The 16504-nt window shown below is 41.3% G+C and carries 13 protein-coding genes; 2 read left to right on the plus strand and 11 right to left on the minus strand.

Translation table 11 applies throughout. The annotated features are described in order from the left end of the window. Nucleotides 1-17: 17 nt before the first annotated feature. The 10 genes from citZ to KMHG_RS07160 form a co-directional block, all read right to left on the minus strand. A complete protein-coding gene (gene citZ, locus KMHG_RS07115; protein WP_010288275.1) occupies nucleotides 18-1136 on the minus strand; it encodes a citrate synthase in 1119 nt (372 codons plus the stop codon). Nucleotides 1137-1587: 451 nt separating this feature from the next. Then, on the minus strand, nucleotides 1588-3345 hold the full coding sequence (gene pyk, locus KMHG_RS07120; RefSeq protein WP_010288276.1) for a pyruvate kinase: 1758 nt from the start codon (nucleotides 3343-3345) through the stop codon (nucleotides 1588-1590). A gap of 21 nt (nucleotides 3346-3366) precedes the next feature. Continuing rightward, on the minus strand, nucleotides 3367-4323 hold the full coding sequence (gene pfkA / locus KMHG_RS07125; RefSeq protein ID WP_010288278.1) for a 6-phosphofructokinase: 957 nt from the start codon (nucleotides 4321-4323) through the stop codon (nucleotides 3367-3369). A gap of 174 nt (nucleotides 4324-4497) precedes the next feature. Then, on the minus strand, nucleotides 4498-5451 hold the full coding sequence (locus KMHG_RS07130; protein ID WP_010288280.1) for an acetyl-CoA carboxylase carboxyltransferase subunit alpha: 954 nt from the start codon (nucleotides 5449-5451) through the stop codon (nucleotides 4498-4500). Beyond that, nucleotides 5452-6306, minus strand: coding sequence for an acetyl-CoA carboxylase, carboxyltransferase subunit beta (gene accD, locus KMHG_RS07135; protein WP_010288281.1), 855 nt, complete (start codon nucleotides 6304-6306; stop codon nucleotides 5452-5454). Beyond that, a complete protein-coding gene (locus tag KMHG_RS07140; RefSeq protein WP_010288282.1) occupies nucleotides 6284-6955 on the minus strand; it encodes a FadR/GntR family transcriptional regulator in 672 nt (223 codons plus the stop codon). The genes accD and KMHG_RS07140 overlap by 23 nt, the downstream gene beginning before the upstream one ends. A 127-nt stretch (nucleotides 6956-7082) precedes the next feature. Further along, on the minus strand, nucleotides 7083-10151 hold the full coding sequence (gene dnaE, locus KMHG_RS07145) for a DNA polymerase III subunit alpha (protein WP_010288283.1): 3069 nt from the start codon (nucleotides 10149-10151) through the stop codon (nucleotides 7083-7085). Nucleotides 10152-10169: 18 nt separating this feature from the next. Then, nucleotides 10170-11099 (minus strand): DHH family phosphoesterase, encoded by a 930-nt coding sequence (locus KMHG_RS07150; protein WP_010288284.1) that lies wholly within the window; start codon nucleotides 11097-11099, stop codon nucleotides 10170-10172. A gap of 99 nt (nucleotides 11100-11198) precedes the next feature. Further along, nucleotides 11199-12509 (minus strand): DRTGG domain-containing protein, encoded by a 1311-nt coding sequence (locus KMHG_RS07155; RefSeq protein WP_010288287.1) that lies wholly within the window; start codon nucleotides 12507-12509, stop codon nucleotides 11199-11201. Nucleotides 12510-12614: 105 nt separating this feature from the next. Continuing rightward, entirely contained in the window at nucleotides 12615-13295 is a 681-nt protein-coding gene (locus KMHG_RS07160; protein WP_010288288.1) for a metal-dependent hydrolase, read from the minus strand. Between the two features lie 218 nt (nucleotides 13296-13513). Here KMHG_RS07160 and KMHG_RS07165 point away from each other — a divergent pair, with 218 nt between their 5' ends. After that, nucleotides 13514-14596, plus strand: a complete 1083-nt coding sequence (locus KMHG_RS07165) for a M24 family metallopeptidase (protein WP_044504497.1) — start codon at nucleotides 13514-13516, stop codon at nucleotides 14594-14596. A 41-nt stretch (nucleotides 14597-14637) separates the two neighbouring features. On the opposite strand, the gene ald is transcribed toward KMHG_RS07165, so the two are convergent. Next, nucleotides 14638-15756 carry an alanine dehydrogenase gene (gene ald, locus KMHG_RS07170; protein ID WP_010288290.1) on the minus strand — a complete coding sequence of 373 codons (1119 nt, stop codon included), beginning with the start codon at nucleotides 15754-15756 and terminating at the stop codon, nucleotides 14638-14640. A 291-nt stretch (nucleotides 15757-16047) separates the two neighbouring features. Between ald and KMHG_RS07175 the strand changes: the two genes are divergently transcribed. Further along, a complete protein-coding gene (locus tag KMHG_RS07175; protein ID WP_010288291.1) occupies nucleotides 16048-16497 on the plus strand; it encodes a universal stress protein in 450 nt (149 codons plus the stop codon). Nucleotides 16498-16504: the final 7 nt, after the last annotated feature.

Raw genomic sequence — 16504 nt, forward strand, 5'->3', positions numbered from 1 at the left:
CAAATTCGCTAAATTTATTAGCGTTCTTCAACTGGTACGTATTTTTGTAAACCAGCAGGTCCTACGTACTCAGCACGTGGACGGATTAAGCGGTTGTTTGCGTATTGTTCTAAAATGTGTGCAGACCAACCAGCTGTACGTGATACAGCGAATACTGGTGTGAATAAATCGTGTTCAATACCTAGTGAATCATAAACTGATGCTGAGAAGAAGTCCACGTTTGCAGGTAAGTGTTTTTGTTCCCAGATCATGTCGTGGATTTTCACTGACATATCGTAAAGTTCTGGTTTACCAGTTAATTTAGTAAGTTTTTCAGACATTTTACGTAAGTGTGGTGCACGAGGATCGCCAGTGCGGTATACGCGGTGACCGAAGCCCATGATTTTCACTTTGTTGTCTAATTTATCTTGTACCCAAGATTCAACGTTATCGATAGAACCGATTTCAGTTAACATTTTCATAACTTGTTCGTTCGCGCCGCCGTGTAATGGACCTTTTAATGCGCCGATAGCTGCAGTGATACCTGAATAGATATCAGATAATGTAGCTACACATACACGTGCAGTGAATGTAGAAGCGTTTAATTCGTGGTCAGCGTGAAGAACTAAAGCTTTGTTGAATGCTTCGATTTCGATTGCTTCTGGTTCAGTACCTTTTAGCATGTATAAGAAGTTAGCTGCGTAGCTAAGATCTGCTTTAGGTGCTACTGGTTCTTGACCGTTACGGATACGTGCGAAAGTAGTTACAACAGTACCGATTTTTGCTTGCAGGCGAATCGCTTTACGGTAGTTTGCTTTTTCTTCCATTACGTCAGCTTCTTCGTCGAATGTTCCTAACATTGAGATTGCTGTACGTAGAGCAGCCATTGGATGCACTTGATCAAGTGGCATAGCTTTGAATAAGTCAGTAATTGCTGATGGGATTTCCATGTTTGCAGCTAATTCTGCTTTTAATTCTGCTAATTCTTGTGCGTTTGGAAGACGAGTGTTCCATAGTAAGAATACCACTTCTTCAAATGATGCGTTTTCAGCTAAATCATCGATGCTGTAACCTACGTATGTAAGTTTGTCGTCAATAATTGAGCTTACTTTTGTTTCTGCTGCTACGATACCTTCTAAACCTTTAGTTGATGCCATAGTAATATCGCTCCTATTCATATCATAAGTATTTGTGATGACAACTCTTCTGAGTCGTTCATCACCCCAAAAAAATTATATGATTCTATAAGTAAATCGCTTACATGGTTTATTATAATCAATTTTGTCTTATTTGTGAATTAAAAGCGATGTTTTTATAGATTCAGCGTTTTTAATAGATATTTTCAACATTTTCGCATAAAAATATGCTTTTATCTAGATGATAAATATATCAATAAATGGTTCATTAATGGGAATTTTGAAATAAAAAGTTACATTTTACCTCCTAACGTGTGCCATTCAGAAAATACCTATAAATGTTTTTTAAGCTGTCATAAACATTGTTGATGCTCGTTCATTTCATTATTTTCTTCACATTTTATCAAAAATCGAACAAAACAAAAGCGAATGTTAAAAATTTAACATTCGCTTTTTCATTATAATATTTTGATTATAAAATGCTAGAATAGCCTTTATAAATAACGCCTGATGTAGCGTCCATTGAGATTTCTTGACCTTGCTCAATAATTTTCGTTGCATCTTTCACACCGACGATTACTGGAATACCAAGTGATAAACCAACGACTGCAGCGTGTGATGTTAAACCGCCTTCTTCGGTAATTAAACCAGCGCATTTTTCAATAGCTGGCATCATCTCACGGTCTGAACCGATTGTGACGATAATGCGACCTGTCGCATCTTCCCCTAACGCTTCTTCTGCATTACGAACGACAAGTGCTTTCCCGTTCGTTGTAGCTTTTCCAATACCTTGGCCTTTCGTTAATTTATCGCCAATCATGTGTACTTTCATTAAGTTTGTCGTGCCGGCTTCTCCTACTGGTACGCCTGCTGTAATGACAACTAAGTCACCATATTTAACAACTTCACTTTCTAGTGCTTTTTGAACAGCAATTTCAAGTACTTCATCGGTAGATGTTACTTTTGGTGCTGTTAACGGTTGAACGCCCCAAACGAGTGTCAGTTGACGACTCGTTTGATCTGAAGATGTAACAGCAACAACTGACACACCAGGACGATATTTCGCAATAGCGCGTGCTGTTGCACCACTTTCAGTTGGCGCTAAAATCGCAGATACTTGTAAATTTAATGATGTGTATGCAACGGATTGTGCGATCGCTTCTGTCATCGTTGAACCGTTTTGTTTGCTACGCGCACGAACGATTTCTTTATGATTTAACGTATCTTCAATACGTGATGCAATTTTGTGCATCGTTTGCACAGATTCTACTGGATATAAACCAGCAGCTGTTTCACCTGATAACATGATCGCATCTGTACCGTCTAAAATCGCATTCGCAACGTCACTTGCTTCGGCACGTGTCGGACGTGGATTACGTTGCATTGAGTCTAGCATTTGTGTCGCTGTAATAACTGGTTTACCAAGACGGTTACATTTATGAATTAAACTTTTTTGTACGACTGGTACTTCTTCAGCAGGAATTTCTACGCCAAGGTCACCACGTGCAACCATTAAACCGTCTGATACTTGAAGAATTTCATCAATGTTATCTACGCCTTCTTGGTTTTCAATTTTAGGAATGATACGAATATGCGCATCGTGTTTTTCTAAAATTTTACGAATTTCTAATACGTCAGAAGCGCGACGAACGAATGAAGCAGCGATGAAGTCTACTCCTTGTCCAATCCCAAATTCAATATCTGATGCATCTTTCTCTGTAATCCCTGGTAATTGTACAGAGACGCCTGGTACGTTGACGCCTTTTTTATTTTTAAGTGTACCGGCATTTTCAACAACTGTATGAATTAATCCTTTTGCATCGTCTTTGCCTGTCACACGCAATTCAATTAAGCCATCATCTAATAAAATGATTGATCCTTCTGTGACATCTTCAATTAATTTTTCATATGTGATTGAAAATACTTCTGTTGTGCCAAGTACTTCTGTCATTGAAATATCAATTGTTTGACCTGTTACGAGCTCGATCGCATCATTTTCCATGTTGTGCGTACGAATTTCAGGTCCTTTCGTATCTAATAAAATCCCGACGATTTTACCTGTTTCTTTTGCAGCGTTACGAATCGCTTCGATACGTGCCGCATGCTCTTCGTGCGAGCCATGTGAAAAGTTAAGTCGTGCAACGTTCATACCTGATTCGATTAATTTTACTAGTGTTTCGTGTGATTCACTTGCTGGACCAATCGTACATACAATTTTCGTTTTTCTCATTCGCTGAACACTCCCATAAATTTAGATAGATAACTCTTTTGATAATGTATACATTGCTTGATTTAAATGATGCTCTGTTTCAAATACTTCTTTCAAATCATAGTCTACCACCACTTGGTTGCGGATACCAATAGCGCGGCCTCCCATATCTTGCATTAATACTTCCACAGCATGTGCACCCATCATACTTGCCAACACGCGGTCTCGCGCTGTCGGTGAGCCACCGCGTTGAATATGACCTAACACCGACACATGTGTATCAATACCTTTTTCATTTAATTTATTTTGTAAATCTGTTCCTGACATAACGCCTTCCGCGACGACAATAATACTGTGCTTTTTCCCACGCGCTTTCCCGCGTTGTAAGCGACGTACCATTTCATCGATATCATCTTTTACTTCTGGTACGAGAATCGTTTCTGCACCACCAGCAAGACCTGTCCAAAGCGCGATATCTCCCGCATCGCGCCCCATCACTTCAATAATAAACGTACGATCGTGAGACGTTGCTGTATCACGAATTTTATCAATCGCTTCAACGACCGTATTGAGCGCTGTATCGAAACCGATCGTATAATCTGTACCACGAATATCGTTATCGATTGTTCCCGGTACACCGACCGCTGGAAAACCTTTTTCAGTAAGTGCAAGCGCACCGCGGTAAGAACCGTCGCCCCCTACGACAACAAGTCCTTCAATACCTTTTGCTTTCAATTGTTCAATTGCTTCTAGCTGTACTGCATCCTCTTTAAACGATAAACAACGAGCTGAATGTAGAACGGTACCTCCACGTTGGATAATATCCCCTACGTCTCCAAGCTCTAGTGGCTTCATGTTGCCATCAATCAATCCTTGATAGCCTTGGTAAATCCCGTAAACTTCCATATCATGATAGATTGCTTTACGTACGACTGCACGCACCGCAGCATTCATACCGGGTGAATCGCCGCCACTTGTTAACACACCAATTTTCTTCATCGGATGACCCCCTGTTAGTCAGTTAAAACAAAGACGGGCTGAATGAGACGAGTTGCCTTCATTCAGCCTATCATTTATCGAGATAATTTAAACCTTTTCGAGAAAAATCTTGTATGAGGTCTAACATCTCTCCCTATGTTCTATCATACTCATTTATGAACGATTTGGAAATAATTATTGTGTAAAAATACCGATTTCACGATATTTTTTATAACGTTGCTCAATTAATTGTTCCTCGTTTAGTGTACGTAGCGTGTTTATTGACTTTTCAAGCGCATCTTTTAAAAGTGCTGCTTGGGCTTGAGGGTCTTTATGTGCCCCACCTAATACTTCTGGAATAATACTATCGATAATATCCATCTCTAAAAGATCCGGTGCTGTAATGCGCATCGCTTCTGCTGCTTGCTGTGCTTTCGAACCGTCGCGCCATAAAATTGACGCCGCGCCTTCTGGTGAAATGACCGAAAATGTTGCGTTCGTCAACATGTGTAGATGGTTCGCTACGCCGATTGCTAGCGCACCGCCACTACCACCTTCACCAATGACGACACTAATGATTGGCACAGTGAGTCCAGCCATTTCGACAAGGTTGCGTGCGATTGCTTCACTTTGACCGCGCATTTCGGCTTGGCTACCAGGATAAGCCCCTTTCGTATCGATGAAGCAAATGATTGGACGGTGGAATTTTTCCGCCTGTTTCATTAAGCGCAATGCTTTGCGATAACCTTCTGGATGTGGCATACCGAAATTACGACGTACGTTCTCTTTCGTATCACGACCACGTTGATGACCAATGACCGTAACAGCTTGACCGTTTAACGATGCAATACCACCAATTAATGCTTCATCGTCACCGAAATGGCGATCACCATGTAGTTCGATAAAATCATCAAAAATGTACTGCACGTAATCGAGTGTCGTCGGACGTTCTGCGACACGTGCTACTTGCACGCGATCCCACGGTTTTAAATTCGTATAAATATTGTGCTCTAGCTGGTTGAAACGACTTTCTAATTGCTCGATTTCATCGGTGAAATCAAATGATTCAGAAGTCGTCATTTTTTTCAATTCATCAATTTTTGCTCGTAATTCAACGAGTGGTTTTTCGAAAGGTAATGGCTTAGACATTTAGCGCTCCTCCTTCGTATGTAACTTCACAATTGTCGATAACGTTTGACGCATATCGCTACGTGCAACGATTGCATCTAGCTGACCATGCGCTAATAAAAATTCTGCTGTTTGGAAATCGTCCGGCAATTTTTCACGAACTGTTTGCTCAATGACGCGTCGACCCGCAAAGCCGATTAGCGCTTGTGGTTCAGCGATATTAATATCTCCGACAGATGCGAAACTTGCAGATACACCGCCCGTCGTTGGATGCGTCATCACAGAAATAAATAATTGTCCGTGATTTGCATGACGTTTAAGTGCTACGCTCGTTTTTGCCATTTGCATTAATGACAATACCCCTTCTTGCATACGTGCGCCGCCACTTGCGGTGAAAATAATAAACGGTACCCCTAAATCTGTTGCGCGTTCAATGGCGCGTGTAATTTTCTCCCCTACGACTGATCCCATCGATCCCATGCGAAAATGAGCATCCATCACAGCGACGACAACTGTTCGTCCGTCAATTTTTCCTTGACCTGTCACGATTGCTTCTGCCAAACCTGTTTTTTCTTGATCGGCTTTTACTTTTTCTAAATACCCAGGGAATTGTAATGGATTTGCGGTATGTAAATCCGCATCAAATGCTTTAAATGTGCCAGCATCTAACGTTATCGCTAAACGGTCAGGTGCATGCATTTTATGGTGATATCCACAACGATCACAGACGTACAATGAAGCGGCTAATTCCGTTTTGCGCATCACGTGGTTACATGATTCACATTTCGTTAGTTCTTCTTTCAAACGCGCATCGTCATGCGGCATCGTAAAATGCTTTTTCTTTTTACCTTTTTTAAAAATCTCTCGAATGTTCATTCCGTTCTCGCTCCTTCACTAATGCCTCCACCCAATGCTCATACGCCTCTAGCGCGAGCGTTGGCTGTCCCATACGTAAATTGCTTAAAAATCGTTCTAAATGGACCTTTTCTGTTGCTGTCGATGTGCCTTTGTACGGTCGTTGAGCATGTTGATTTAACAACAGCCACATTTTATAAACGAGTCGATTGTTCGCAGCGACGATAATTTCTCTGACGATGTCTTCGCGTACAATTTCCTGATCTTCAATGACCATATGTAGCAAGCTTTCCCATACGGGTAGCTTTCGCAAGTCGTCTTCTAATACGACCGTACAAATTGCATCACGTTCCAAAATACGTTGCGTCGTAAATACGTGTTCAATATCGGATTCTGTCGGCAAAATAAATTTACCGAGTATTTCAACGAGCTGATGATTGCGGTAGTCCGATAAATACGTCCCCCCACCATGCTTCGTTTGAATTAATCCTAATAACTCCATACTGCGCAATGCTTCACGAACCGATGAACGCCCCACGCCTAATCGTTCCGCTAACACACGCTCGGATGGTAATTTGTCTCCTGGTCGGATCCCCTCTTGTTGGATAATCGCTTGTAGGTCATTGACGATTTCAATAAACACTTTTGTTTTTGATTGATTTGATGTCATTCTGATCGCTCCTTAGCAAATAGCTAACAAAAGTGGTCTGACCACTTTTTATTAGCATACATAAAAAATAATTGTTCGTAAAGAAAAAACTGCGCTTTTGGCGCAGTTTTTAGTACTTGGTCTTATATTAAATTCCTAAAACTTGCTCTAAACGTTTAATAATCAGCTGATTTTTACCGCCACGTTGCTCAATTTTGCCATATGCAATGACTGGCACGTCTACATCTACCCAATCGACAACTGCTCCGTAATCTCTCGGGAAAATCGTCGCTGATAAAGAACCTTCTTCATCTTCTAATTGTAAAAATGCCATCAGTTCTCCTTTTTTCGTACGGATCTGTTTTTTTTGCTGAACCATCGCAACAATTTGACACGTCGACTCTGGACGCATCGCATGAAACTGCGCTGTCGTCTGACTTTCAATCGCCATTTGACGTTTTAAAGTTTTAATCGGATGCGGAGAAAAATAAAAGCCGAGTACTTCTTTTTCGTACGCTAACTTTTCTTTTTCAGTCATCGGTTCAGCCGTCGCATATTTCGGAGTCCCGAACAACGCAAAGTCATCTGCATTGTCGCTCTCACCGACTAAATCAGCTTGCAGTGAAACTTGCGCAATAGCACCTTTCACCGATGCAAGTAACACGGCACGATCTTTGCCAAATTCATCAAGTGCACCCGCTTTAATGAGGGGTACAAGTGCGCTTTCTTTAAAATGCTGCGCTGGGAAAACTGCCGCCATCTCATATAAGTTGCGCCACGTTGCTTGGTCATTTTTTTGTAACTTTTTGAGCTCGTTTAAAAACGTATTCGGTACGCCTTTAATCGCGCCGAGTGCATAACGAATTGCCCCTTGCTCCACGCGGAAACCTTTCCCACTTTTCGTAATTGATGGCGGTAATAGTGCAATTTGTTTTTGACGCATTTCTTGCATCAGTTGTGCAGTCTTTTCTTTATCACCCATTACAGATGACAACATTGCCGCATAAAAGTACGGGGCGAAATTCGCCTTTAAATACGCCATTTGATACGTAATCACACTGTACGCTGCCGAGTGAGATTTCGGGAAACCGTAATCGGCAAAGCGAACGATTAAATCGTAGACGTCATTTGCAATTCGTTCATCAAATCCTTGCTGGATCGCACCACTGACGAAATGTTTCCGTTCTTGGTCGAGCGTTTCACGTTTTTTCTTACTAACGGCACGGCGCAGTAAATCTGCCTCGCCCATCGAGAAGCCTGCAAAGCGTGCAGCAATTTGTAAAATTTGTTCTTGATAGACGATGATCCCGTATGTTTCAGCCAAAATAGGACGTAGCGCTTCGTGTGGCATGTCGACCGCTTCTTGACCGTGTTTCCTTCTCGCATACGATGGAATAAATGCCATCGGACCTGGACGATACAATGCATTGATCGCAATTAAGTCGGTAAACTGCGTCGGCTGAATTTCACGAAGTGCCTCGCGCATGCCTTCCGACTCTAATTGGAACACACCGAGCGTATCACCACGACGTAGTAAATCAAACGTCTTAGCGTCATGCATCGGAATTTTTTCAAACTTAAGCGTTTTACCGATATCGGCATAAATCATATTGCGAATCATTTCAAGTGTCGTTAAATTACGTAACCCTAAAAAGTCCATTTTCAGTAAGCCGACTTGTTCGACTTCTTGCATCGGCCATTGCGTTAAATAAAGCCCTTCATGTCCTTGCTCAATCGGTACCGTTTCAACGAGTGGCTCTGGTGCTAATACAACCCCCGCAGCATGCGTCGATGCATTTCGTGGCAGCCCTTCTAACCGTAAAGCAACTGACACGATATTTTCATGTAACTCACTCTGTTGGCGCCATTGTTGCAACGGGCCGTCTAATGCGATTTGTAATGTCGTTCCTGGTTTTGATGGGACGAGCGATGATAGCTCCGATAATGCTTCCATCGATAAACCAAACATACGACCGACGTCTCGTAGCACAGCTTTTGCCGATAACGTCCCGAACGTAATAATTTGAGCCACGTATTTTGAGCCATATTTATTCGCAACGTATTGAATGACTTCTTGGCGTCGATGATCGGCGAAATCGACATCGATATCTGGCAACGTAATACGTTCTGGATTTAAAAATCGTTCGAACAATAGGCCATATTCAAGTGGGTCGATATCGGTAATCCGCATCGCATAAGCGACTAATGAACTCGCTGATGAACCACGACCAGGTCCTGTCAAAATACCTTTCTGACGGGCGTAGGCAATATAATCTGCGACAATTAAAAAGTAATCATCGTACCCCATTTTCGTAATGACCGATAGTTCATAATCGAGGCGTGCTTGATACGGTGCTGTCACCTCACCGAAACGTGCGACGAGTCCTTGTTGACAACGTTCCTTTAGCAGTTCGGCAGCCGTTTTACTTGCTGTCGGAAACTTCGGCATATGGAAATGTGTTGTTGGCAACGTCACATGACAAGCGGATAAAAACGTATGCATTTGCGTTAGCCATAATGAACGGTCTGTAAACCACGTCGTCATATCTGATGCTGTCGGAACGAATTGATGTTGTTCATGTGCTAATAATGGTGCTTTATCCGCCAATTTTTGACCGGTGTCGATTGCTTGTGCAATTTCATAAGCGAGTACGTCTTCACGTTCTAAAAATGTACTGCGATGTGTAGCCCCTATTTTTAATGCGATATTGTCGCATAACTCTTCATAAAATCCTTCATTGTGACTCGCGATGCCATTCGGACGCGCAATGCCAGCGATACAATCTTCTTGCCACAATGCTTTTAATGCGATTAAGTCATCTTTGACATCTAATTGCCAAGATTCATCACTTAGCGGAATCATCGCACATAATCCTTCGCGGTAACCTTCTAACCATTTCAGCGGCACAGCGCCTTCTTTTAAAGAACTTGCCGATGATAATTTTAATAAATGCTGATAGCCGACGTCATTTTTTGCGTAGACGACGAGCTGACGTTGAATCGTTGATAGTTGTACACGTAACGTTAAACCGATTACCGGCTTTAATCCTGCTTTCGTCATCGCATGCCAAAAAGGCAGCACACCGTAAAGCTTTGAATTGGTGATTGCTGCCATTTGGACGTTTTCACGTGTCATTTTTGCTATGAGTTCTTCGATACGAATCGTACTTTGTAGCATATCGTGCGCCGTAACTATTTGTGTATAGACGACATTCATCGTATCCACCTCTTTCTTTTACTGCTGTTTACACACTGCCTCGATTGCTGCAATAACATCATCTGCTTCAGACCAATCATAAATTGTTGCGCCCGCTGCTACAGGGTGACCGCCACCACGGAATTGTTTCGCAATCGTATTAATGACTGGCCCTTTTGAACGTAGGCGAACACGGATTTGATCCGCTTCTTCTACGAACATTGCCCAGGCAATAATCCCTTTTGCATTACCAAGTGATGGGACTAAGTTATTTGTTTCTTCTACCGTCACATTAAAGCGGTCTAACACTTCTTTTGTTAATTTAATATACCCTGCGCCGTCTTTATTCATTGAGAAATTTTGATAAATGTAGCCTTGTAACTGTAATACATTACAAGACACTTCATACATACCATTGAATAATGCTGAACGGTCGAAATCATATTCGATTAATTCTGCAACTGTATTGAATGTAAACTCTGTCGTGCTTGGGAATTGGAATCGACCTGTATCACCGACAATTCCTGCGAATAGGAAACGTGCTGATTCACCCGTTAATGTCCAACCAGCTGTCTTCGCTAAATCAAAAATCATTTCCGAACAAGAACTTGCGTCTGTATTGACCCATCGCATGTCACCGTATTGGTCGTCATTTGGATGATGGTCAATTTTAATTAAATATGCACCGTTCGTATAGCGCTTATCGTCGATACGATCTGTATTCGCCGTATCTGTCACAATGACTAACGCACCTTCATACGTCTCATCTGCTACGCCCGTTGGTTTACCTAAATAGTCTAATGGCGCGCTATGTAGTCCTGTCGTAAAAATTTGTTTATGCGGATAATTCGTGCGTAATAAAGAAGCTAAGCCTAATTGTGAACCGTACGCATCTTCATCGGGGCGTACGTGACGATGTAAAATAATCGTGTCATATTTTTCAATGTTGTCGATAATTTGTTGTTTCATAATTCCACTCCCTAAACACTCATTTCCTTCTATTCTATAGTAATTTCCACATAGAAAAAAGTAGACAACACCGATTCAATCGATTTTGTCTACTTTTTATTAACGTTCTAGTAATTGGAATGTAATCATTGCTTTTGCGACTAATACGTCTTCTGAAAATGCTTCAAAGTCCATCTTCACGAATTTACGGCTTAAGTTTAAAATGCGTGGTACGACATGTACGACTTTTTCCATTTGTACAGGCTTCATGAAGTATACAGTCATATTTTCCACAACGCTTTCACCGCGCTTCGTTTTCTTTAACGCTTGCGCTCCTGCTTCAACAAGTACTGTCGTAAAGGCACCGTAAGAAATGGCGCCGAATTGGTTCGTCATTTGCGGTGTGACGGTAAAATCAACGACCGTATCTGTAAAGTCATCGGTCATTTGAATTTCATTTTTCACGAGATCATCAATCGTTTCACCATGTTGCGGTTGACGTTGTGCCATTTGAAGTGCTTTCAACACATCTTGACGACTCACGACACCTTGCAGTACGCCATGGTCATCTGCAACTGGTAATAAATCGATACCTTCCCAAATCATACGGTGTCCGGCCGTTGCCACACTCGTTTTCATCGTGACCGTAATTGGGTTACGTGTCATCAGACGATCAATTGATTCTTCTTCTTGCTTGCCGATGACGTCTTTTGACGTGACGATGCCGACGATTTTTTGGCTTTTATCAACAACTGGATAACCACCGTGTGTCGTTTGTGAGTTCAGCACATTGAAATCTGCGACCGTCGCAGTTGATTTTAAATAAGATGTATCTTGAATCGGCACGACAATATCTTCAATTAATAAAATTTCTTTTTTAATTAATTGGTCATAAATCGCACGGTTGATCATTGTCGCTACAGTGAACGTATCGTAGCTTGATGAAATGATCGGTAATTCTAATTCATCGGCTAATGCTTTCGTAGAATCTGATGCATCGAAGCCCCCAGTAATTAATACAGCTGCACCCGCTTTTAATGCCGCTTCATGTGTATCGCTACGGTTCCCGACGATTAATAAGCTACCCGCATCGGTATAGCGCATCATATCGTCGATTTTCATCGCACCGATGACGAATTTTGTTAACGTTTTGTGTAAACCACTTTTACCACCTAACACTTGGCCATCAACGATGTTGACGATTTCAGCTAGCGTTAAACGTTCGATATTTTCTTTTTTCTTCTTCTCAATACGGATCGTTCCTACACGTTCAATCGTACTAACAAGTCTTCTGTTTTCAGCTTCTTTAATCGCACGATATGCTGTCCCTTCACTGACCGACATATCTTTTGCAATTTGTCGCACCGAAATCTTGTCACCAACGGGTAGAGATTCGATGTACTGAATAATTTTCTCATGTTTTGTAACCAAAAAATCACCTAATTTCCAACTTCATTCTACCTTTAAGTGTACCATAATTTCACTCTAGTCATATCATTTTGAAGCTGAAAAACCTTTTATTCAGCCAATTTCCTGTTATAGTTCGACAGCATCTCCTGCTGAAAGCACTTTTACTTCCGCAGAATGAACGAGATCGACGAATTGTTGTGGGTCTTGAACGATATACGGGAACGTATTGTAATGAATTGGTACAACTGTTTTCGGTTTTAAAAATTCAACCGCAGTCGCTGCATCTTCAGGCCCCATCGTAAAGTTATCACCAATCGGTAAAAATGCTAAATCAATTGGGTGACGTTCGCCAATTAATTGCATATCGCTAAATAATGACGTATCCCCTGCATGATAAATCGTTTTATCTTCAATAAATAACAACACGCCCGCTGGCATCCCTGTATAAATAATTTGATTGTCTGCTGTCGTATACGAAGCACTATGGAACGCTTGTGTTAATTTTACTGTACCGAAATCAAACGTTGCTGCACCACCGATATTTAATGGATGGGTTTTTAATCCTTGCCACGATAAATAAGTTGCAAGCTCTGCTGTTGCAATGACAAGTGCGTCATTCGCTTTCGCAATTGCTTCCGTATCGCCGACGTGGTCGTTATGTCCGTGCGTCAAAATAATGACGTCGACACGTTGATCTTCTACTTTTAAATCCGTTAAATCATTTCCATTAATAAAAGGATCGATTAAAATCGTTTTCCCATTCGTTTCAATTTTGACAACGGAATGTCCATGATAAGAAACTTTCATTTTTTCTCCCCCTACTACAACATTTTTTAATAACAGTATTACTATATTTAATTCTTTGCAGTTATTCAATTTCCCTTTTTTTTGTTACACTATTGGATGAGCATTATGCATATAACATAAAAGGAATGAACATTTGCGTCCTTTTAACTTATACCCATTATGTGTGAGGACAATCCAATTTTCGTAAGGAGGGTTTTTCATTGGCTACTAAAGTAGAAATGATTCAAACTTATTTAAAGGAACAAAATATTGATGCCGCATTTATTACAACACCTGACAACGTATTTTACTTATCAGGTTTTAAAAGCGACCCACACGAGCGTTTATTAGGGGTAATGGTATTTAAAGATGCCGAACCATTTATGATTTGCCCTAAAATGGAAGTACCAGATGCACTTGCTGCAGGTTGGAACTTTAAGGCTGTTGGCCACGATGACCAACAAAACGCTTGGGAAATTTTACGTGACACTGCTGCACAATACGCAAGCATTCAAACACTTGCAATCGAAAAATCACACGTAACAGTTGAACGTTTAGAATTACTTGAAAGCATGTTTACGGGCGTACAAGTTGTCGGCTTAGACAAAAAAATCGCTGATATGCGCCTTGTAAAATCTGCTGACGAACTACAAAAAATGCGTGAAGCTGCAAAACTTGCAGACTATGCGATTCAAGTCGGTTGCGACGAATTAGCAGAAGGAAAAACCGAAATCGAAGTGTTATCTGCAATTGAAGCAGCAATTTTGAAAAAAGGTTACTACATGTCATTCGACACAATGGTATTAACAGGCTTAAACGCCGCGTCTCCACACGGTACACCTGGTAACACAAAAATCCAAAAAGGTGACCTCGTATTATTTGACCTTGGTGTCGTATATGAAGGTTACTGCTCAGATATTACACGTACCGTTGCATTCGGAGAACCACGTACTGAAGAACAACGTACTATTTATGAAACAGTTCGTGCCTCAAACGAAGCCGCAATTAAAGCTGTAAAACCTGGCGTACGCGCAATGGATTTAGATAAAACTTCTCGTGACGTTATCGAAGCAGCTGGTTATGGCGAATACTATACACACCGTATGGGCCACGGCTTAGGCATTAGCGTGCATGAAGAACCATCTATGCACGGTGCGAACGAAAAAGAAGTTGTTGAAGGTATGGTCTTCACAATCGAACCTGGTATTTATAAAGGCGATGCTGCCGGCGTACGTATCGAAGATGATGTATACGTAACAGCTGATGGCGTTGAAGTATTAACGTCATTCCCGAAAGAACTTCAAATTATCGAACCAAAATAATGATATGTATGAAAAAGCGCCCGCAACTGCGAGCGCTTTTTTTAATGATTCAATACGACATCTGCTGAAATATAATCATAGCCGAGTGCCTCTGCAACCGCTTCAAATGTCACATAACCATTCGCAACGTTTAAGCCTTTTTTCAAAGCTTCATTTTCTAATAACGCACGTTCATATCCTTTGTTGGCGATTTGTACGGCGTATGGAATCGTGTCATTTGTCAATGCAATCGTTGACGTACGCGGTACGGCACCTGGCATATTTGCTACGGCATAATGAACGACGCCGTGCTTTACGTACGTTGGGTCATCATGTGTCGTTACGCGATCCGTCGTCGCAAAAATACCGCCTTGGTCAATCGCAATATCGACAATTACAGAACCTGGTGACATCGCACGAATCATTTCTTCTGTGACGAGCGTTGGTGCTTTCGCGCCTGGAATAAGCACAGCGCCAATGACAAGATCGGCTTCCGCGACAGCTTTAGCAATGTTAAACGGATTGGACATAAGCGTTTGAATATTGTTACCAAACAATAAATCGAGTTCACGTAAGCGCGCTGGATTAATGTCTAAAATCGTTACTTGTGCCCCCATACCGACTGCAATTTTCGCAGCGTTTTCTCCTGCTTGACCACCACCGATAATCACTACTTTTCCACGTTCAACGCCTGGTACACCACTTAATAGCACGCCTTTGCCACCATTTATTTTTTCTAAATATTGTGCGCCAATTTGTGTGGCCATACGTCCCGCTACTTCACTCATCGGTGTTAGTAATGGCAACGAACCATTCGGTAATTGCACCGTTTCGTAAGCAATCGCAATAACTTTACGATCGATTAATGCTTTCGTTAACGCTGGCTCTGGCGCTAAATGTAAATACGTAAATAAAATGAGCCCTTCTTTAAAGAAATCGTATTCTTGCGCAATTGGTTCTTTTACTTTCATGACCATCTCGACGTCCCATGCTTCTGCGGCTGTATCGACAATACGTGCACCTGCTACAACATACTCATCATCTGTAAATGAAGATCCTGCACCCGCGCCCTTTTCAATCACTACTTCATGACCGAACGATGTTAAATGTACAACACCTGCCGGGGTCATCGCGACACGATTTTCATTGTTTTTTACTTCTTTAGGTACACCAATAATCATTTCCATCAAGCCTCCATTGAATCAATTTCGTAAGCGTTTCCATTTCTTTTAAACAAATCTATTGTAACATGCAAAAAAACTTTAGACACCCTTTTTTATGAATTATTTCTAAATAATGTATTTTTGGTATTCATCAACTTTCGTCAACAATTTGGATTTATTTTTAATATGTTATAAAAGTTTTTGTGCACAACTTGTTCAATATTCCTTCATCGTTCTGTCAATTTTACGTATGTCTTTTTTGGAAGATAATGCTATAATGTGGGTATAACAGGTAGGGAGGAATAAAGTATGGCAACTTATAACAATATCGTAGTAGCAGTAGATGGTTCAGACGAAGCAAAATTTGCATTCCACAAAGCAATTGAGGTCGCAAAACGTAATGATGCAACATTACACTTAGTAAACATTATCGATACGCGTTCATTCGCTGCAATTGAAGCTTACGACCGTTCAATTCAAGAACGTGCGAAGGAATTTGCGGAAGAGAAATTAGCTGAGTACAAAGCGGAAGCTGAACAAGCAGGCGTTCGTGCTGAAGCAGTCATCGAATACGGTTCACCGAAAACGATGATTACAAAAGAAATTTCTCAAAAAACAGAAGCTGACTTAATCATTTGCGGCGCAACAGGTTTAAATGCTGTTGAACGTTTCTTAATCGGGTCTGTATCTGCTAACATCGTTCGCTCTGCGAAATGTGACGTATTAGTCGTACGCACACCTGGCGATCTAGACGCATAATACTTGC

The organism is Kurthia massiliensis (genome assembly GCF_000285555.1).
Lineage (GTDB): Bacteria > Bacillota > Bacilli > Bacillales_A > Planococcaceae > Kurthia > Kurthia massiliensis.

What these genes read in the sequence shown, in the direction of transcription:
- citZ (WP_010288275.1), bottom strand. Translation starts at nt 1,136, where the DNA reads ATGGCATCAACTAAAGGTTTAGAAGGTATCGTAGCAGCAGAAACAAAA.
- pyk (WP_010288276.1), bottom strand. Translation starts at nt 3,345, where the DNA reads ATGAGAAAAACGAAAATTGTATGTACGATTGGTCCAGCAAGTGAATCA.
- pfkA (WP_010288278.1), bottom strand. Translation starts at nt 4,323, where the DNA reads ATGAAGAAAATTGGTGTGTTAACAAGTGGCGGCGATTCACCCGGTATG.
- KMHG_RS07130 (WP_010288280.1), bottom strand. Translation starts at nt 5,451, where the DNA reads ATGTCTAAGCCATTACCTTTCGAAAAACCACTCGTTGAATTACGAGCA.
- accD (WP_010288281.1), bottom strand. Translation starts at nt 6,306, where the DNA reads ATGAACATTCGAGAGATTTTTAAAAAAGGTAAAAAGAAAAAGCATTTT.
- KMHG_RS07140 (WP_010288282.1), bottom strand. Translation starts at nt 6,955, where the DNA reads ATGACATCAAATCAATCAAAAACAAAAGTGTTTATTGAAATCGTCAAT.
- dnaE (WP_010288283.1), bottom strand. Translation starts at nt 10,151, where the DNA reads ATGAATGTCGTCTATACACAAATAGTTACGGCGCACGATATGCTACAA.
- KMHG_RS07150 (WP_010288284.1), bottom strand. Translation starts at nt 11,099, where the DNA reads ATGAAACAACAAATTATCGACAACATTGAAAAATATGACACGATTATT.
- KMHG_RS07160 (WP_010288288.1), bottom strand. Translation starts at nt 13,295, where the DNA reads ATGAAAGTTTCTTATCATGGACATTCCGTTGTCAAAATTGAAACGAAT.
- KMHG_RS07165 (WP_044504497.1), top strand. Translation starts at nt 13,514, where the DNA reads ATGATTCAAACTTATTTAAAGGAACAAAATATTGATGCCGCATTTATT.
- ald (WP_010288290.1), bottom strand. Translation starts at nt 15,756, where the DNA reads ATGATTATTGGTGTACCTAAAGAAGTAAAAAACAATGAAAATCGTGTC.
- KMHG_RS07175 (WP_010288291.1), top strand. Translation starts at nt 16,048, where the DNA reads ATGGCAACTTATAACAATATCGTAGTAGCAGTAGATGGTTCAGACGAA.